Origin of the sequence: uncultured Thermus sp., assembly GCF_938010445.1 — a bacterium.
Classification (GTDB): Bacteria; Deinococcota; Deinococci; order Deinococcales; family Thermaceae; genus Thermus; species Thermus altitudinis.
Genome location: NZ_CALLUR010000123.1, coordinates 1 through 14808 on the forward strand (window position 1 = coordinate 1; position 14808 = coordinate 14808).

Annotated in this window: 8 protein-coding genes and 1 pseudogene; 7 read left to right on the forward strand and 2 right to left on the reverse strand. The window is 68.3% G+C overall.

Going from position 1 to position 14808, the window contains the following annotated elements; all coding sequences use genetic code 11:
• Nucleotides 1-206 (reverse strand): annotated as a pseudogene (locus Q0693_RS06960) (YdcF family protein); the annotation flags it as partial.
• Nucleotides 207-277: 71 nt separating this feature from the next.
• Between Q0693_RS06960 and hflX the strand changes: the two are divergent.
• Nucleotides 278-1936 carry a GTPase HflX gene (hflX, locus tag Q0693_RS06965; protein ID WP_298630250.1) on the forward strand — a complete coding sequence of 553 codons (1659 nt, stop codon included), beginning with the start codon at nt 278-280 and terminating at the stop codon, nt 1934-1936.
• Here the strand turns inward: hflX and Q0693_RS06970 are convergent.
• On the reverse strand, nt 1924-2190 hold the full coding sequence (locus tag Q0693_RS06970; RefSeq protein WP_114312626.1) for an acylphosphatase: 267 nt from the start codon (nt 2188-2190) through the stop codon (nt 1924-1926). The two genes, hflX and Q0693_RS06970, sit on opposite strands and share 13 nt — an antisense overlap.
• A 227-nt stretch (nt 2191-2417) precedes the next feature.
• On the opposite strand from Q0693_RS06970, the gene Q0693_RS06975 reads away from it, so the two are divergent.
• From Q0693_RS06975 to Q0693_RS07000, 6 genes are all read left to right on the forward strand, one after another.
• Nucleotides 2418-10505: a translocation/assembly module TamB domain-containing protein gene (locus tag Q0693_RS06975; protein ID WP_298630253.1), complete on the forward strand. Its 8088-nt coding sequence runs from the start codon at nt 2418-2420 to the stop codon at nt 10503-10505.
• Between the two features lie 12 nt (nt 10506-10517).
• Entirely contained in the window at nt 10518-11549 is a 1032-nt protein-coding gene (gene tdh / locus Q0693_RS06980; RefSeq protein ID WP_243029325.1) for an L-threonine 3-dehydrogenase, read from the forward strand.
• 72 nt (nt 11550-11621) lie between these two features.
• Nucleotides 11622-12683, forward strand: a complete 1062-nt coding sequence (locus tag Q0693_RS06985) for a PQQ-dependent sugar dehydrogenase (RefSeq protein WP_298630256.1) — start codon at nt 11622-11624, stop codon at nt 12681-12683.
• 9 nt (nt 12684-12692) lie between these two features.
• Complete coding sequence (mtnA, locus tag Q0693_RS06990) at nt 12693-13685, forward strand: S-methyl-5-thioribose-1-phosphate isomerase (protein ID WP_298630258.1); 993 nt, start codon at nt 12693-12695, stop codon at nt 13683-13685.
• Nucleotides 13666-14280, forward strand: coding sequence for a ComF family protein (locus Q0693_RS06995; RefSeq protein ID WP_243029328.1), 615 nt, complete (start codon nt 13666-13668; stop codon nt 14278-14280). The genes mtnA and Q0693_RS06995 overlap by 20 nt, the downstream gene beginning before the upstream one ends.
• Before the next feature lie 58 nt (nt 14281-14338).
• Nucleotides 14339-14737 (forward strand): DUF4258 domain-containing protein, encoded by a 399-nt coding sequence (locus Q0693_RS07000; protein WP_243029329.1) that lies wholly within the window; start codon nt 14339-14341, stop codon nt 14735-14737.
• Nucleotides 14738-14808: the final 71 nt, after the last annotated feature.

Sequence of the window (14808 nt, forward strand, 5' to 3'; positions counted from 1 at the left end):
CCTCCCGCCACCGCCACCTTGGGGGCCAGGCCCTGCCGGTATAGGTGAAGGGCGGCCTCGAGGCGTCTTTCCAGGATGGGGGAGGGCCTTCCCCCATACTGGGCTGCCCCCAGGACCGCGATCCAGTCGTAACCCCCTTCCCTAGGGCCTGGCGGTGGCGGAAGGGAGGCGGCGAGGACAAGGAGGAAGGGAAAGGCCCAACGCATCTCCCTCAGGCTACCGGGTTTTTGGGCCTGGGGGACACGGGGCCTTTCCTCTTTGCTATACTGAGGGTGCATTGGAGAAGATCTTCGGCAAGACGGAAGGGCTCAAGAAGAGCGAGCTTAAGAGGCTTTCCAACCTGTACCGCAGGCGGATCCCCAAGGAGAGGGTCCTCACTCCCGAGCTGGCCCAGGCCCTGGCTGGGCTTTCCCAGGAGATCAAGAGGCCCATCAGCCTCCTCCTGGACCGGGAGGGGCGGGTGGTGCGGGTGGGGGTGGGGGATGCCAAGGACCTGCCCATCCCCGAGGGGGCCAAGGGGGAGAGGAGGCTATCGGGCTTCCGCCTCCTCCACACCCACCTGGCCAAGGGGGGGCTTTCCCGGCCGGACCTTACCGTGCTCTTTCTGAACCGGCTGGACAGCCTGGCGGCCTTGGAGGTGGAGGACGCTAGGCCCACCACCTTGCACCTGGCCTTCCTGGCCCCGCCCCGCTCCCCGGAGGAGGACTGGCGCATCCTGCCCCCCAGGCCCTACTTCCAGTACCTGGAGTTTGACCATCTGAAGGAGGTGGAGGCCCTGGAGGAGGAGATGGCCCGCCAGGCCCGGGTGAGGGAACTTTTGGATGGGAGCGGGGAACGGGCCATCCTGGTGGGCATAGACCGGGGGGAGGGCCCTGAGGCCGAAGCCTATCTGGGGGAACTCGCCGAACTCACCCGCACTGCGGGGGGGGTGCCGGTGAAGAAGGTTTTGGTCTTCCGCCCGGAGCTGGACCCCCGGTACCTGGTGGGCCTGGGCAAGCTGGAGGAGCTGAAAAGCCTGGCCTACCACGAGAACGCTTCCACCCTCATCTTCGGCCAGGAGCTTACCCCCACCCAGGCCCGGGAGATCGAAAGGGTCACGGGCCTAAAGGTCCTAGACCGCACCCAGCTCATCCTGGACATCTTTGCCCTGCACGCCAAAACCCCCGAGGCCAAGGCCCAGGTGGAGCTGGCCCAGCTGAGGTACCTCCTCCCCCGCCTGGTGGGGAAGGGCAAGGAGCTGAGCCGCTTGGGGGGTGGGATCGGCACCCGGGGCCCGGGGGAGACCAAGCTGGAGGTGGACCGCAGGAGGCTCCAGGAGCGGATCACCCACCTGAGCCACAAGCTCCAGGAGTACACCCGGCGCCGGGAGGAGGCGAGGAGGCAGCGGAAGCGCCGGGGGGTGCCCCTCATCGCGGTGGTGGGCTATACCAACGCCGGCAAGACCACCCTCCTCCAGGCCCTGGCCCGGGGCGGGGAGCCGGGGGAGGACAAGCTCTTCGCCACCCTTAGGCCCCTTACCCGCAGGGGCTTCCTGCCGGGGGTGGGGGAGGTGCTCTTCACCGACACCGTGGGCTTCATCCGCCAGATGCCCAAGGAGCTGCTCACCGCCTTCCGGGCCACCCTCGAGGAGGTAAGGGAAGCGGACCTTCTGGTCCATGTCCTGGATGCCTCGGAGGAGGGGGCCTTGGGCCGGTACCGGGTGGTGGAGGAGCTCTTGGCGGAGCTCGGGGTGGAGGCCCCTAGGGTTTTGGCCCTTTCCAAGGCGGACCGGGCAGCCCCCTACGACCTCTTCTACCTGCGGGAAAGGCTGGGCGGGATTCCCGTTTCCGCCCTGAAGGGCACGGGGCTTTCGCAGTTGAAAGAGGCCCTGGCCGAGGCCCTTCTGAAGGTGGGCGTGCGGCCCCAGGCCTGGGCCCAGGCCCCTCAGTACACGTAAAAGCCCTTAAGGCCGGTTTCCTCGGCCCACCCTACCTCCACCTCCTCCACCCGGGCCAAGCGGGGGCCTTGCTTCAGGTGGTGGAGGAAGGCGAGGAGGTCCTCCTTAGGGCCTTCCGCCACCACCTCCACCCGGCCGTCGGGGAGGTTTTCCGCGTAGCCGGAAAGGCCCAGTTCCAAGGCCTTCTTCTGGGCGAAGGCCCGGTACCCCACCCCCTGTACCCTGCCCTTCACCAAGGCTACCAGACGCGGCATGCCCCCATTATCCCCCAAGGTTTACCCGCCGGATCCCGTCCGCGCACCCGGAGGGGGAGGAAGGCCTGGCCGGGGCCAGGGGTTGGCCCCCCACTGGAGGGCGCTCCGTGGCTGCCGGAGGGCGCGGCCTAGGGATGCCCCCGGGTCCCCCACCTCGGTGAACCGTGTTGGCGTGGTCTAAGGGGGTTGCCACGAGGTTTTCATCTCCCTTCCCTATGCTAAGGGGGATGCGGTGGGGGCTTTCCCTCCTCCTGGGGTTTGCCCTGCTCCTCATCCTCCTTCTGGCCTGGCCCCCCCTGCTCCGGATGGCGGTGGAGCGGGGCATGGCCTTGGCGGGCCTTAGGGGGGAGGTGCGGGAGGTGGGGGGGCATCTCCTTCTGGGGCTACGCCTGAAGGGGGTGCGGCTCCAAGGGCAGGGGGTAGCCCTGGAGGCGGAGGAGGTGCGCCTGGGCTATGACCTCCTGGGCCTTTTGCGCAAGGAGCTTCCCCTCTCCTTGGCCCTAAGGAGGGCGAGGATAACGCCCACCTGGGAGGCCCTGATTCCCGAGAAGCCGGGGCCGCCCCCGGCCATTAGGACCGTCTTTCGGCAGCTCCGGCTGGAGGAGGTCCAGGTGGAGCTTCCCCAGGGGAAGAGGCTTTTCCTGCCCCCCTTGCGCCTTACCCTGAGCGGGGAAAACCCCTATGCCTTCCTGGCCCGGCTTCCGGGGGGAAGCTTCCAAGGGGAGGCCAGGGCCTTAGCCCCGGACCTATCCGCCTGGGAGGTTGGCTATAGGGGCGAGGTGCGGGGGCTTTCCTTTTTCTACGGGGGGCTTAAGGGGGGGAGGGTTTCGGGGGTTTTCCGCCTTCGGCCCTCCGGGGTGGAAGGGGAGGCCCAGGTGGAAGGAGGGGTGGTGGAGGTGGTGGGCTTCACCCTCACCCAGGTGGCGGGGCCCATCCGCCTAAGGGAGGACCGGGTGGAGGCGGAGCTAAGGGGAAGGGGTCTAGAAGGCTCCCTTTCCGCCCGGGCGGTGGTGGACCTTAAGGGGGAGCGCTACCGCTTCTCCCTCGAGGGGCGGCCTACCCTTCCCGCCCTGGCCCGGCACTACCGCCTCTCCTTGCCGGTGGAGGGGGATGGGACCCTTTGGCTGGAAGGGGAAGGCTGGGACCAGATCCGGGTCCAGGGGCGTTTTCTGGGGGAGGGGCGGCTTTTAGGGGAGCCCTTCCGCCACCGGGGGACCCTTTCCTTTGACCGGGTTTTCCGCTTGCAGGCGGAGGCCGAGGGAAGGCTTTTTGACCGCACCTACCGCCTGGCCTTGGGCCTGGTGGGGGGGGAGTATGGGGCGAGCCTCGAGGACAGCTTTGGAAGCCGGCTTTCCCTGAGGGGCCGGGGGAACCGCACCGAGGCCCAGGGCCAGGTGGCCTGGCCCAAGCCCTTGGATGGCTTGGCCCAGGTGGCCTTCCGGAGCCAGGGAAGCCGGTGGCAGGCCACGGTGCGAAGCCCCGGGGTAACCCTGGCCCTCTTCCAGGCCCTGGACCTGTCGGGGGAGGTGCGGGGGGAAGGGGATCGGGTATCGGGGCGGCTTGGGCCAGTGACCCTTTTGGGCACCTGGAGCGACCTTGCCCTCCACCTGGCCCCCACGCCCTTGGCGGTGGGGAGCCTCGAGGGGCAGGGAAGGCTTCTTGGGGGGAGGCTTAGGGCCAGCTTGCGCTACGACTCCCCTTACACCGCCTTTCCCCTGGAGGTGTGGCAGGACGGAGGGGCCTACCGCTTCCAGACCCCTTATGGGGAAGGGGTGCACCGGGGCGGGGCTTTGGCCCTTAGCCTCCGGGGGTTACCCATCCGGGCCTTGGATGAGTTCCGGCTTTCCGGCCACGCCCTGTACCGGGAAGGGGGGCTTTCGGGAAGGCTTAGCCTAAGGGGCCGCTACCTGGAGGCGGAAGGAAGTTTGCGCCGTTTGGGGGCGGAGGTCCAGGGGAGGGTCAGGACCCCCTTGGGGGAGCTTCCCTTCGCCGGGGCCTACGACCCCGAGCCCGGCCTGGTCCTAAGGGCCCAGGACCTTTTCCTGCGCTACCGGAGAGGAGTAAGCCTGAAGGGAAGGGCGGAGCTTGGACCCTTAACCCTCTGGGCAGACCTGGCCTGGGACGGGGGTTTTCGCGGGGAGGCCCGGGTGGAAACCCCCTGGGTGGCGGGGGTTCTCCAGGGGAAGGGCGGGAGGCTGGTCTTGGCGGAGATGAAGGGGTACGCCCAAGGGGAAGGGGAGGTCTACCCGGAGCTACGGATTGCGGGCCGGCTTCTCCCTCCCTGGCCGGAGGGCCTCGAGGTGCCCCCCTTGCCCTTCCAGCTGGACCGAAGGGGGCTGGAGGTGGAGGGCGTGGGGCGGCTGGACTTCGCCGAAGGGTTCCCCTTCCGTCTGGACCTCCCCTGGAGTTACCGGGGCCTTTCAGGAGGGTTCCAGGCGGTGGGCACCCTGGAGGGAGGCCGTCTGGACCTTTCCCTTCCCTACGGCCGCCTGGAGGCCCTGGGGGCCTGGCGGGACCTGCGGGTAAGGGGGCAGGGGGAGGTCCCTCACCTGGGCAAGGTGGAGGTTGCCGGGAGTGCCGATCTCCTAAGGCTTTCCTACCGGGCCCAGGCCCGCTTGGGGAAACCCGCCTTGACCCTAAGCTTGGTGGGGCAGGGGGCAGGCTTGCGCTTTTTGGGCCAAGCCCCCGGCCTGCGCGTCCTAGGGGGGTATGAGAAGGGGTTGAGCCTCTTGCTGCAGGCGGAGGGGTTTGACCTTTCCCCTTGGGGGCTTCCCGTAAGGGCCAGCGGCACCTGGGGTACCCGGGGAGGGAGGCTGCGGCTGGAAAGCCCCTATGGGGAGGCCCTCCTCACGGGGGAGGAGCTTCTTACGGCGAGGGCGAGGTTTTGGGGGCCTTTTGTGGGGGGCGAGGCCAGGATCTCCCCGGAAGGGCTTTTCCTGAAGGTGGAGGGGGTCTACGAGGAGGAGGGCGTGGGGGTCCGCCTAGCCGGGGAAGGAGGCGGGCCCTGGGGGGCCCTGAGCCTGGGCCTTTCTGGCGAGGCCCGCCTCCCGTACCTGGGGCCCTTGCCCCTGGAAGGCCGGGTTTGGACCGAGGAGGGGAGGCTGCGCTACCGCTTGCAAGGCCCCGTGGCCTTGGAAGGGGAGGGGCTTGGGTACAAGGGGAGCTTCTCCTTACCCTTTAGCGCCTTGGGCCGGGAGGGGAGGCTGGAGGGGAGGTTCCAGGGGGAGGGGCTTAAGGTCCTGGGGGAGGGGAGGGGAAGCTGGGCCGGCCTACCCTTTGCCTTCCAGGGGGGTTTTGCGGAAAACCCCTTCCTAGAACTGCGTTGGGAGGGGGGAAGGGCGGAGCTTAGGGGGGAGGAGGTGGGGTTTTCCTTGGAGGAGGTGGCCCCCTTGGCGGAGGTCCTTGGCCTTCCCCTCACGGGTAGGGCCCAGGGACGGCTTTCCCTGAAGGGAGAGGGGGAGGCCTGGGCCCAGGTGCGGTATGGGACGGAACCCTTGGCGCTGGCCTACCGGGAAGGGGTGCTTCGCCTTTTCCTGACCGAGCGCCATGTGGGCCTGGCTTGGAATCCCCGGGAGGCACGGCTTTGGGGCCTTGGGGAGATTTTGGGGGAAGGGCGGCTCCGCCTGGGGCCTGGGCTTAAAGGGGAGGCGGAGGGCGACTTCCGCTATGGCCACCTGGAGCTTGGCCTCAAAGGGCCCTTGGAGGATCTGGTCCTGGAGGCCCGTTACCAGCAGGAAGAGCTGGGGAGGACGGAGCTTTTGGGCCGGGTAAACCTCTGGGCCCTCGAGGGCCAGGGCACCTTGCGCCACGCCTCCCCTTACGGGGAAGGGGTCCTTACCCTGGCGTGGGAAGGGGCCCGCTACTGGGGGGAGGGGAGGTTTAAGAGCCTCCGCTTTTTGGAACAGGAAGGGCCCTTGCGCCTCAAGGGCGAAGGAACCCGGGTGCAGCTCGCCTGGCAGGCGCCCTTGGCCTTGGGGGCCCGGTACGACGGGTCCTGGCACCTTTGGGCCAAGGGGGAGGGGGAGGTCCAGGGAATGGCCTTGCGGGCGGACCTCACCTGGGGTCCTGAGGGGTACTTGGGGGAGGTTTGGGCGGAGGGGCGGGGCCTGGCCCTAAGGGGGAAGGGGGAGGGGCCTTTGCGCCTGGAGCTAAAGGGCCAGGGGCTTCCTGGGGACTTGTGGGCGCAGGGTACCTTGGAGGGGAGTTTCCTCAAAGGGGAGGCCCGCTACCGGCTGGGCCTAGGGCAGGCCTGGCTGGAGGCCCAGGCGGGCCTGGAAGGGGATCTTCCCCAGCTTTCCCTGAGGGGCCAGGGGGCCCTGCGGGGTGGGGGGGAGGCCATGCCCTTCCGCTTCGCCTACGGGTACCAAGGAGGGCCCTTGCGGGTGGAGACCCTTTCCCTGGCGGGGGAGGCCGAGGGCTACCGCCTGAGGTTGGCGGAGGGGCACCTTCTTCTGGAGCTGGACCGGGACCTTACCCCCTTTGGCCTTCCCTTGCGCCTAAAGGCCCAGGCGGATGGGCCTTGGCAGGAGGCCCTTGAGGTCATCCTGGAGCGCCCAGAAGGGCGGCTTTCCGGAAAGGCGTGGCTATGGCCCCTGCGGGCGGAGCTTGCGGGGGAGGTGCTGGGGGAAAGGGTGGGGGTCCAGTACCGGGAAGGGGAGGCTTTGGGGGAGTTCGGGGGGCCCAGGCTTTTCGGGAAGGCTCGCTACGAGCCCCCAACCCCAGGCGGACTCCCTGGGGGGCTTTCCGGCCTCCTCACCCTGGGCTACCCTTTGCCCGGGGGTGGTCTAGGGGGGCAGGTGGATCTGGGAACGGGTACCTTCCAGCTTCAGGGGGAAGGGGCCTGGCAAGGGAAGCTGGAGGGGGCTTTTTGCCTTCCTGCCCCCTTGGGCGGGTGTCCGGGCGTGGAGGTCCGGGTCAGGGGTAGGCTTACCTACGGGGCGTACGCCTTTGCTGGGGGCTACGTTTACCGGGCGAAGGAGGGCTACCTGGGGGCGCTTTCTGGGGAAGGCAGGCTTTCCAGCCCTTACGGGGATGTCCTGGCCCGGGGGGCGGGGCTGGGCCTGGACCTCCTCGGGGAGGGGCTCCCCCTTGAGGGGCGGCTGGACCTCTATCCCTTCCGCCTGGCCTACCGCTACGCCGGGGCCCTGCCCCAGGGCCTGGGGGAGCTCTGGGCCGAAGGGACCTATCCCGGGGAGTGGCTGAAGGGCCGGTACCGGTACGGGGAACTGGAGCTAGCCCTTTTGGGCCTTCCCGGGTTCCAGGTGGAGGTTTCCGGGAAGGGGGTTTCGGGGAGGCTGGGTCCGGAGGGGGTGGCCTTGGCGCTAGAGGGGTTTTCCCCTGGCCCCTTGACCCTGTCGGGCAGGGTGGAGGGTCCTTGGCGGGAGGTGGGGCTGGACCTTTCCCTCCAGGCCTTTGGCCGCCAGGCCCAAGCCCGGGGGCGCTACGGGGAGGAGGGGCTTGTTCTGGCCTTCCAGGGGGACCTGGAGGGGGAGGTGGCCTGGAAGGAGGCCTGGCGCGGGAGGTTGGCCTTCAAGGAAGGAAGCCTGGAGCTATCCGGGAAGGGGCTTCCCGAGGCCCAAGGGGAGGTCTTGGGGGAAAGGGTGCGCCTGGCCTGGCCGCTATTGGAGGTGGGGGGTATCCGCCTGGACCTGGCCTCCCGCCGGGCGGAAGGGGAGGGAAGGGTTTTGCAGGGCCTTCTTCCCGGGGGGCTGGCCGTGCGGGGGGAGGGGGAGGGCCTAAAGGTGGAGTACCGGGTACCTGGCTTGGACCTGCCCTTGGAGGGAAGCCTGGACCTGAAGGGGCTTTCCCTGCTGCTTGCCAGCCCAGAAGGGGAAGGGGCCTTGCGCTACGCCGGAGGGAGGGTGGAGGGGTCCTTGGCCTTGCGCCCTTACGGCTTCCCCTTGCGCCTGGAGGGGGAGGGGGAGCGGGTGCGGCTTATGGGGGAGCATCCCGCCTTCCCCTGGTGGGTGGCGGGGACAGGGAGGCTGGAGGGAGAGGTGGACCTTTCCGGAGCCTACCGGCTTACCTACCGGGCGGGGGAGCAGGTCCTCAGACTTTCGGGGAAGCTTCTCCAGGCCCGCCTCGAGGCCCAAGGCCCCTACCTTGCGGGTGCCCTTTCCTACCCCGCGGCGGGGGAGCTTCGGGTAGACCTGCCCCTTCCTCCCTTGGAAAGCCGCTTCCGCGGCCGGATCTTTGGCGAGGGGTACAGGGTGGAAGGGGTGCTGGAGGGAGGGGTGGGCCGCATCACCGCCAAGGGCATGCTCTTTCCCCTGGCTGGGGAGGTGCACCTGGAGCGGGCCAATCTGGAAGACTTTGCCGGCCGTTATGCCCCTTACTTGAAAGGCTGGGTTTCGGGCAAGCTGGCCATACAAGGCCTGGAAGCCCAGGCCCAGTTGGAAGGGGAGGCAGGGGTGTCCGGCACCCGCCTGCCCCTTCGCTTCCTGGGCCTCCTGGCGCGGGGAGGGGTTAGGGGGGAGGGACGGCTTGGGGAAAGCGCCTTCCGGGTGGACCTCAAGGGGGAGCGGCTGGACCTTACCGCTTCCCCTAGGGGTTTCCCCCTCCACCTCCTCCTCATGGCGGTGGCGGGCCCCTTGGAGGGGGAGGCCTACTGGACGGGAGCGGTGCGCCTGCGCCTTCCCCTCTCGGATCCCCTAAGGGGCGAGGGGGTCCTGGTGGGGGAGGCCCTGCGCTTTGTGGGGGCGGGGGATGAGCTTAGGGGCCAGGCGGTCCTGCGGTTGGAGGGCGGGCGGGTCCATGTGGACCGGCTTAGCCTTTCGGGCCGGGGAAGCTGGGAGGGTGGGGGGTACTGGAGCCCGGAGGGAAGCGACCTTTATCTGAGCCTTAGGGACACGGTCTTTACCCCCGTGCTCCAAGTGGTCCCGGCCCTGAAACCCTACCGGCCTGAGGGCTCGGGGAGCCTGCTGCTTCGCCTCAGGGGGGATGGCTTCCAGGCGGAGTTCAGGGATTTCCGTTTCCGGTTGGGGCCGGTGGCCGGGTACTTGCCCCAAGGGCTTCTTTCCCTAAACGGCGGGGCCAAAGCGGAAGGGGAGCTTACCCTTTCCGCCCCCTTCCCGGGAAGGGCCAGGCTGGGCCTCGAGGGGCGCTTGGAGGACTTCCGCGTGAGCGCCAAGGGAGCGGTTTCCCTCCCAGGGCTTAAGGAGGAAACCCCGGCGGAGGTGGCCTTCCGCTACCCGGGCTACGGGGTGGAGATCCAGCTGGGGGAGGCCCAGGCCCAAGGGACCCTTTTCCCCTTGCGCCTGGCCGGTTTTGGCCGGCTTCCCCTCTACTACCCCCAGTACTACCTGCAGGAAGGGCTTTTGGACGTGAAGGGCTTCTTCCTCTACGAGGAGAAGGGCACCTACCACCTCACGGGAAACGCCGAGGTCCTAAGGGCCCGCCTGGCCCTGCCGGAGGCCCAGACCCGGCAGCTTTCCCGCGAGGGGGTGGCCTTGCAGGCCCCCACGGGGAAGCCCACACCTGTGCCCTTGGTGTTTGATGGGGTGCGGGTTTATGCAGAACGGGGCATCCTGGTGCAGGAAAGCCTGGCCCAAGGGGAGCTCAAGGGGGAGGTCTTCTTGGGGGGTAGCTACGGGGACCCCTTCTTGGCGGGGGAGGTGCGAAGCCTTTGGGGAAGCTTTCGGCTATGGGATTCCCTCTTCGCTTTGGATCCAGGGGAAAGCGCCTTGCGCTTCCGGCCGGATCGGGGCCTCCTGCCCGAGTTTGGGCTGAAGGCCCTGGCGGAGACCCGGGGCTACAAGGTGGTGCTAACGGCCAGCGGGGAGTTCCTGCGGGAAAACGGCCGGGTAAAGGTGCGCCTCGAGCCCCGCTTCACCTCCGACCCCCCCCTCAGCGAGCCGGAGATCTACGCCCTTCTCACCCTGGGCACCCCCGATGTGAACCGCCTGGCGGAAACCCTGCCCCAGGCGGCCCTGGGAGCCGCCTTGGAGAACCTGGTTCTGGGTCAGCTGGAACGGGAGCTGGCCAAGGCTCTGGGATTGGACCGTTTCCAGCTGCAGGTGCCCATCCTGCAGGGCGGGGATCTAGGGGATGTGCGATTTTCCGTGGGTAAGTACCTGAGCCCGGAGCTCTTCTTGGGCTACGAGGTGGACCTAAGGGGAGAGCAGACCCTAAGCGCCCAGTACCGGCGGGATGGGCTGACCTTCTCCTTGGCCTCCACCTTCCTGCCCGGGGATGGCAGGCTTTCCCGCTTCACCTTTGCCCTGGGGTACGACCTGACCCCCACCCTGGGGTTGACCTTTAGCCTCGAGGCCGCCGACGCCACCCGTTTCAGCGTGGGGGCCCTTTACCGGTGGTAGCATGGCCCCGGTATGCGCGCTCTAGCCAAGCTGGCCCCCGAAGAGGGCCTCACCCTGGTGGAACGCCCCCGGCCCGAGCCGGGCCCGGGGGAGATCCTGGTGCGGGTGGAGGCCGCCAGCATCTGCGGCACCGACCTCCACATCTGGCGGTGGGACCATTGGGCCAGGGGGCGGATTAAGCCCCCCCTTATCACCGGCCACGAGTTCAGCGGGGTGGTGGAGGCCACAGGCCCTGGGGTTAAGAGGCCCCAGGTGGGGGACCACGTGAGCCTGGAGAGCCACATCGTCTGCCATGCCTGCCCCGCCTGTCGCACCGGCAACTACCACGTGTGTTTGCATACCGAAATCCTGGGAGTGGACCGGGACGGGGGCTTTGCCGAGTACGTGGTGGTGCCGGCGGAGAATGCCTGGGTCAACCCGAGGGATCTGCCCTTTGAGGTGGGGGCCATTCTGGAGCCCTTTGGGAATGCGGTGCACACGGTGTATGCGGGAAGCGGGGTGTCCGGCAAAAGCGTCCTCATCACCGGGGCGGGGCCCATCGGCCTCATGGCGGCCATGGTGGCCCGGGCCAGCGGAGCGGGGCCCATCCTGGTCTCGGACCCCAATCCCTACCGCCTCTCCTTTGCCAGGCCTTATGCCGACCGGCTCGTCCATCCCTTGGAGGAGGATTTGCTTTCCGTGGTGCGGGAGGTGACGGGAAGCGGGGTGGAGGTGCTTTTGGAGTTTTCCGGAAACGAGACCGCCATCCACCAGGGGCTAAAGGCCCTGATCCCCGGGGGGGAGGCCAGGATCCTGGGGATTCCCTCCGATCCCATCCGTTTTGACCTGGCGGGGGAGCTGGTGATGCGGGGGATCACCGCCTACGGCATTGCCGGAAGAAGGCTTTGGCAGACCTGGATGCAGGGCACGGCCTTGGTCTACTCGGGCCGGGTGGACCTTACACCCCTCATCACCCACCGCCTGCCCATGAGCCGGTACCGGGAGGCCTTCGGCCTTTTGGCCTCGGGCCAGGCGGTGAAGGTGATCCTGGACCCCAAGGCCTAGGCCCGGGGTGTGCGGGGGGACACCCTCGGGTCCCGGGTGCGTGTGCTAGGCTCACCCGCAAGGGGGTTAGGTATGGTTTCCCGCAGGCGGGTGCTGGTGGGCCTTCTGGGGCTTTCCCTGGTTCGGGGGCAGGGGCTTCGGGTGGAGGAGGTGGTGGGGGGCCTGGAGGTGCCCTGGGCCTTGGCCTTTTTGCCGGACGGTAGCTTCCTGGTCTCTGAACGCCCCGGGCGGATCCAATGGGTGCGGGAGGGAAGGGCTAGGCTGTATGCGGAGCTTCCCGTTTACCACCGGGGGGAGTCGGGGCTTTTGGGCCTAGCCCTTCATCCCCGTTTTCCCCTGGAGCCCTATCTCTACGCCTACCGCACGGTGGAGGAAGGGGGCCTCAGGAACCAGGTGGTGCGGCTAAGGCACCAAGGGGAAAAGGGGGTGCTGGAAAGGGTGGTCCTGGACGGCATTCCCGCCCGGGCCCACGGCCTGCACTCCGGAGGGAGGATCGCCTTCGGCCCCGACGGGATGCTCTATGTGACCACGGGGGAGGTGTATGAGCGGGAGCTGGCCCAGGACCTCTCCTCCTTGGGGGGCAAGATCCTGAGGATTACCCCAGAGGGCAGGCCCGCACCGGGGAATCCCTTTTGGAACCGGCAGGGAGCCCGGCCCGAAGTCTACAGCTACGGCCACCGCAATCCCCAGGGCCTGGCCTGGCACCCGGGCACGGGGGAGCTTTTTGCCAGCGAGCATGGGCCCAGTGGGGAGCAAGGCTTTGGCCACGATGAGGTGAACGTCATCGTCCCTGGGGGGAACTACGGCTGGCCCCGGGTGGTGGGCCAGGGGAACGACCCCCGTTACCGCGACCCCCTTTACCTCTGGCCCGAGGGCTTTCCCCCCGGGAACCTGGCCTTCTGGAGGGGGGAGTTGTTTGTGGCCGGGCTGAGGGGCCAGGCCCTTTTGCGGCTTTCCCTGGAGGGGGAGAGGGGAGGTTGGCGGGTGGTGCGGGTGGATACCGCCTTGAGCGGGTACGGACGCCTAAGGGAGGTGCAGGTGGGGCCGGACGGGGCCCTTTGGGTCACCACTTCCAACCGGGACGGGCGGGGCCAGGTGCGCCCCAAGGACGACAGGGTGCTGAGGCTGCGTTAGGCTTTAAGGGTGGAAAGGATCCTGCCCTTTCGCTTTGAGGAAAAGGAAGGGGTCTTCTGGCTTCTGGACCAGAGGAGGCTGCCCCTGGAGGAGGTCTGGGTTCCCGTGCGCACCGCCAAGGAGATGGCCCAGGCCATACGGGCCATGGTGGTGCGGGGGGCTCCGGCCATCGGGGTGGCCGCTGGCTTTGGCATGGTGCTGGCCCACCTAAGGGGCGAGGACCTGGAGGAGGCGGACCGGCTTTTGCGGCAGAGCCGGCCCACGGCGGTGAACCTCTTCCACGCCCTGGACCGGATGCGCCCTCATTGGGGCGACCTGAAGGGAAGCCTGCAGGAAGCCCAGGCCATCTGGCACGAGGTGGCGGAGACGGAAAAGGCCATCAGCCAGCATGGGGCCAGGGTCCTGCGGGGCCAGGTCCTCACCCACTGCAACACCGGCCCCCTGGCCACCGGGGGGTACGGCACCGCCTTGGGGGCCATCGTGGAGGCCTTTCGCCAAGGGCGGGTGTCCCACGTCTGGGTGGACGAGACCCGGCCCTACCTGCAAGGGGCTAGGCTCACCGCCTATGAGCTGCAAAAGGCTCGGGTGCCGGCCACCCTCATTGCGGACAACATGGCGGGCTTCCTCATGGCAAGGGGCCGGGTGGATGCGGTCATGGTGGGGGTGGACCGCATGGCCTTGAATGGGGACTTCGCCAACAAGATCGGCACCTACGCCCTGGCGGTCCTGGCCCACCACCACGGGATTCCCTTCTACGCCGCTTTGCCCCTCTCTTCCGTGGACCCCAGCCTGGAAACCGGGGAGGGCATCCCCATTGAGGAGCGCCCGGCCGAGGAGCTCCTGGAGCTAAAGGGGGTGCGCCTTGCCCCCGAGGGTTTCCCCGCCTACCACCCGGCCTTTGACCTCACGCCCCACCGCTACCTCACGGGGATCGTCACGGAAAAGGGCGTGCTCTACCCTCCCTTTGACGAGGCCTTGCGCCGTGCCTTGGGGTTGGCTTGAGGCCCTTTTGGGGCACGCCTGCCCGGGATGCGGGGGCAGGTTGGATGCGCCCCTCCTTTGTCAAGGTTGCCGCCAGGGCCTACGGGCTTTCGCTGGGCCAGGCGTGGTCTACCTAGGCCTCTATAGCCGCGTGGGAGGGGTGGTGCGGGCCTTGAAGTACCGGAGGCGGTTCGCCCTGGCTGCCCTTCTGGCCAAGCCCCTGGCGGAGGGGATCCGGGCCCAGGGTTGGGAGCTGGAGGGGATCACCGCGGTGCCCACCCTCTTCCCCCGCCTCCTCCTGAGGGGGTATAACCCTCCGGAACTGGTGGCCCGGGAGGTGGCCAGGCGGCTTGGCGTGCCGTACCGGAGGGTTCTGAGGCGCACCCGTTACGCCCCAAGCCAGCCCACCCGGGGCCGGGCTCGAGGGCGCTTGCCCCAGGACCTCTTCGCCCCGTCCCTTTCCGTGAAGGGAAACTGGCTTTTGCTGGACGACGTCTTAACCAGCGGGGCCACCTTCCTTAGGGCCAAGGAGGCCCTTTTGCGGGCAGGGGCAAGCCAGGTCTACGGGGCCTTCCTGGCGGTGCGGGACCCCGGGGCCCTGGGCCCTTACCGCTAAGGCCACACTCTCCTTCCCTGGGGCTCCTAGACTAGGAGGGTAGAGGGGGTGGGTTTCCGTGAGAAAGTTCCGCCGCCTGGAAGACCTTCTGCCCCACCTCCGGGAAGGCCGCTACCGCCTTGGGCCCCACGTGGCCAAGCACATGCTACAGGAGGGCTTCACCGAGCTGGATGTGCTCAGGGCCTTGGAATGGGGCCGGGAGTTGGCCATCTACCCCGAGGAGCAGCGGATGCTGGTCTTGGGCTACATGGTCTTTCCCCCGCGCCTGAAGCTTCCCCTGCATGTGGTGCTGGAGTACGCCACGCCCCGGCACGTGGACATCGTGACCGCCTTCATCCCCAAGGAACCCTACCGGGTCTACTCCCGGGCCCGTTTGGCCGCCATCCTGCGCTTTGACGGGGCCTTAGAGGAGGTGCGCTGGACTAAGCCCAAGGAAGCCTACCCCGCCTGGGACTAGGTGCACTCTGGGCAGCGGCCGAAGACCGTGACCTCGTGGCCTTCGGCTAAAAAGCCCGGAGGCAGGTGGCC

Excerpts from the sequence above, each read along its gene's own strand:
- Q0693_RS06970 (WP_114312626.1), bottom strand. The coding sequence starts at position 2,190 with ATGCCGCGTCTGGTAGCCTTGGTGAAGGGCAGGGTACAGGGGGTGGGG.
- Q0693_RS06975 (WP_298630253.1), top strand. The coding sequence starts at position 2,418 with ATGCGGTGGGGGCTTTCCCTCCTCCTGGGGTTTGCCCTGCTCCTCATC.
- tdh (WP_243029325.1), top strand. The coding sequence starts at position 10,518 with ATGCGCGCTCTAGCCAAGCTGGCCCCCGAAGAGGGCCTCACCCTGGTG.
- Q0693_RS06985 (WP_298630256.1), top strand. The coding sequence starts at position 11,622 with ATGGTTTCCCGCAGGCGGGTGCTGGTGGGCCTTCTGGGGCTTTCCCTG.